We start from the raw sequence: 2,831 nt of genomic DNA, 5'->3' as shown, positions 1-2,831 counted from the left end.
GATGGGGTGGTACCTTCTCCACCCGGGCGGGATCGGCCCCCCCCCGCGATGGGGCCGAATCTGTCGTACCATGGCCCTTTCCCATCAGATCGCCCGGCATGACCCCCGAATCCCTCTACCATCAGGCCCTCAACGACCGAGGTTTCGTCCCCGACCCGGCCCAGGCCGCCGCTGTCGCCGCCCTGCAGGGCTGTTTCGACGCCCTGCACCAGCGCCAACCCACCCAGGGCCTGTACCTCTGGGGCCCGGTCGGCCGTGGCAAGACCTGGCTGATGGACCTGTTCCACCGTTGCCTGAAGGTTCCGGCCAGGCGCCAGCACTTCCACCATTTCATGGCCTGGGTCCACCAGCGGCTGTTCCAGCTCAATGGCACGGCCGACCCACTCAGGGCCCTGGCCAGCGGCCTGGCCGAAGAAATCCGGGTGCTGTGCTTCGACGAACTGTTCGTCAGCGATATTGGCGATGCGATCATTCTCGGCCGCCTGTTCCAGGTGCTGTTCGACCACGGCGTGGTCATCGTCGCCACCTCCAACCAGCCGCCTGCGCAGCTCTACCGCGATGGCTTCAACCGCGGGCGCTTCCTCCCGGCCATCGGCGCCATCGAACGGCATATGCAGGTATTGGCGGTAGCCGGCGAGCAGGACCACCGCCTGCACCCAGGCGCCGAGCGGCAGCGTTACTGGGTTGTCGAACCCGGGCAGCCAAGCGCACTCGAAGCCGTGTTTCGTCAGTTGAGCCCAGAGGCGCCTGGCAGCGATCAGCCGCTGCAGGTCGGCTCCCGGCAGATCCGTACGCTGCGCCATAGCCAGCACGCGCTCTGGTGCCATTTCAGCGACCTGTGCGAGCAGCCCCTGGCGGCGATGGATTTCATGGGCTTGTGCGACCGCTTCCCGACGATCCTGGTCAGTGGCATCCCGGCCCTCGGTGGCGTACAGCAGGCCGGGCGCATTGCCCGCGGCACCGAAGATGGCGCCGCGCGCGTCGAGGCCGGTGATCGCCTGCTGCCGACGCTGGCGCCCAAGGATGACAGCGTGCGCCGCTTCATTGCCCTGGTCGACGAATGCTATGACCGGCGGGTGGCGCTGTACCTGGAAGCTGAGGTTCCCCTGGATGCGCTCTACACTCAAGGGTATCTGGCGTTCCCGTACCAACGGACCCTGAGCCGGCTGCGGGAGATGCAACTGCAACGCTTCGCCTGAAGGAGCCGACCATGCAGCCACTGTCGCAGCACTTGCTGACCCAGGCCTACAACAATGGCTGGGCCAACCACCGTTTGTACAAGGCCTGCCTGCAACTGAGCCACGACGAGTTCGTCGCCCCGCGATGCAGTTTCTTCCCTTCGATCAAGGCCACCCTCAACCACCTGCTGACGGTGGACTGGTTCTACCTCGATGCGCTGGAGTGTGAGCAGCGCGGCGAGGCGCCCGACCCGGATGGCGAGCGCTTCTTCCAGCCCGAGCAACCCTTCCTCACCTGCAGCGACCTGCAGGCGCAACAGGCCCAGGCCGACCAGCGGCTGATCAGCTATTGCCGGCAGTTGAGCGATGACCAGTTGGCGCGTTATGTGAGCATCGTGCGCCCTGAGCGGGTGCAGCGCGAGCAGCGTCTGCGGGTGTTGGCGCACCTGTTCGAGCACCAGATCCATCACCGCGGGCAGGTGCACGCCATGCTCAGCGATACGACGGTTAAGCCACCGCAGCTGGATGAGTTCTTCTGCGAGGAGGAGGCCGGCTTGCGGGCAAATGATTTCGCCGAGCTGGGTTGGAGCGAAGAGCTGGTCTGGCCCAAATGAACGGGGGCCGCTCTGTTGTGAATAGCGGTCAATGAACGGCGTTACCCGCTGTGAAACCAGCCCAGGGTAATCGTCGCCACCACGATGTAGCGCCCGCCCTTGGCCAGGGTGACCAGCAGCAGGAAGCGCCAGAAGGGTTCACGCATGATCCCGGCGATCAGCGTGAGCGGGTCGCCGATCACCGGCATCCAGCTCAGCAGCAGCGACCACTGCCCCCAGCGCTGGTAGCGCTGCTGTGCGCGCTCAAGCTGGCTGGCGCTGAACGGGAACCAGCGTTTGTCGCGCAGGTGCTCGATGGCCCGGCCCAGCAGCCAGTTGACGACAGAGCCCAGCACATTGCCCAGGGTGGCGATCAGCAGCAGGGTGGCCCAGGCCTCGGGCTCGCGCAGCAGCAGGCCGACCAGCACGGCTTCCGATTGCAGTGGCAGCAGCGTGGCAGCGCCGAAGGCGCTGAGGAACAGCGCCCAGAGGCTGAGCATCAGTAGTTGGCGACCACGGTGTCCTGGCCGTCGCGGGTAACGCCGATGACCTGGTAGGCATCCTTGTGGTCACCCATTTCCATGCCCGGCGAGCCCATGGGCATGCCGGGGACGGCGAGGCCCTTGAGGTCGTCGCGCTTGGCCAGCAGGCGCACCTGTTCGGCCGGTACATGGCCTTCGACGAACTTGCCGTTGATCACGCCGGTGTGGCACGACGCCAGGCGCGGCGCCACGCCCAGGCGCTGCTTGACCGCGCTCATGTTCGGTTCGACGTGGTCATTGACGGTGAAGCCGTTATCGCTCAGGTGCTTGATCCATTCCTTGCAGCAGCCGCAGTTGGGATCGCGGTACACGTCGATGGTTTCGCCCGCCTGGGCCAGGCCGGTGACGGCCAGCAGGCCGAGGGTGAGCAGGTGTTTGCGCAGCATGGTGAAACTCCTGTGAAACAAAATACGTCTTGTTGATCAGTGCACACTACTGACCCTGTGGGGGGGGGGGGGGGGGGGGGGGGGGGGGGGGGGTAGTGCTGGTACTTTCTCTCACGGCACGAGGGGGGGGGG

4 protein-coding genes are annotated in these 2,831 nt (G+C 66.0%); 2 read left to right on the top strand and 2 right to left on the bottom strand.

The features are described 5' to 3' along the window. Nucleotides 1–98 precede the first annotated feature (98 nt). Together zapE and ACO6VM_RS24015 are read left to right on the top strand one after the other, a co-directional pair. Nucleotides 99–1,199, top strand: a complete 1,101-nt coding sequence (zapE, locus tag ACO6VM_RS24020; RefSeq protein ID WP_422403896.1) for a cell division protein ZapE — start codon at nt 99–101, stop codon at nt 1,197–1,199. 11 nt (nt 1,200–1,210) lie between these two features. Beyond that, entirely contained in the window at nt 1,211–1,792 is a 582-nt protein-coding gene (locus ACO6VM_RS24015) for a DinB family protein (RefSeq protein ID WP_422403895.1), read from the top strand. Between the two features lie 41 nt (nt 1,793–1,833). On the opposite strand, the gene ACO6VM_RS24010 is transcribed toward ACO6VM_RS24015, so the two are convergent. Further along, entirely contained in the window at nt 1,834–2,271 is a 438-nt protein-coding gene (locus tag ACO6VM_RS24010; RefSeq protein WP_422403894.1) for a YqaA family protein, read from the bottom strand. Continuing rightward, a complete protein-coding gene (locus ACO6VM_RS24005; RefSeq protein ID WP_125464796.1) occupies nt 2,271–2,699 on the bottom strand; it encodes a DUF411 domain-containing protein in 429 nt (142 codons plus the stop codon). Before ACO6VM_RS24005 ends, ACO6VM_RS24010 begins: the two co-directional genes overlap by 1 nt. Nucleotides 2,700–2,831 lie beyond the last annotated feature (132 nt).

Source organism: Pseudomonas sp. GZD-209 (genome assembly GCF_049310485.1).
Classification (GTDB): Bacteria; Pseudomonadota; Gammaproteobacteria; order Pseudomonadales; family Pseudomonadaceae; genus Aquipseudomonas; species Aquipseudomonas sichuanensis.
The sequence above is the reverse complement of the archived record's forward strand: the minus strand, read 5'-3'. Positions and strand labels throughout refer to the sequence as shown.

What these genes read in the sequence shown, in the direction of transcription:
- ACO6VM_RS24015 (WP_422403895.1), top strand. Translation starts at nt 1,211, where the DNA reads ATGCAGCCACTGTCGCAGCACTTGCTGACCCAGGCCTACAACAATGGC.
- zapE (WP_422403896.1), top strand. Translation starts at nt 99, where the DNA reads ATGACCCCCGAATCCCTCTACCATCAGGCCCTCAACGACCGAGGTTTC.
- ACO6VM_RS24005 (WP_125464796.1), bottom strand. Translation starts at nt 2,699, where the DNA reads ATGCTGCGCAAACACCTGCTCACCCTCGGCCTGCTGGCCGTCACCGGC.
- ACO6VM_RS24010 (WP_422403894.1), bottom strand. Translation starts at nt 2,271, where the DNA reads ATGCTCAGCCTCTGGGCGCTGTTCCTCAGCGCCTTCGGCGCTGCCACG.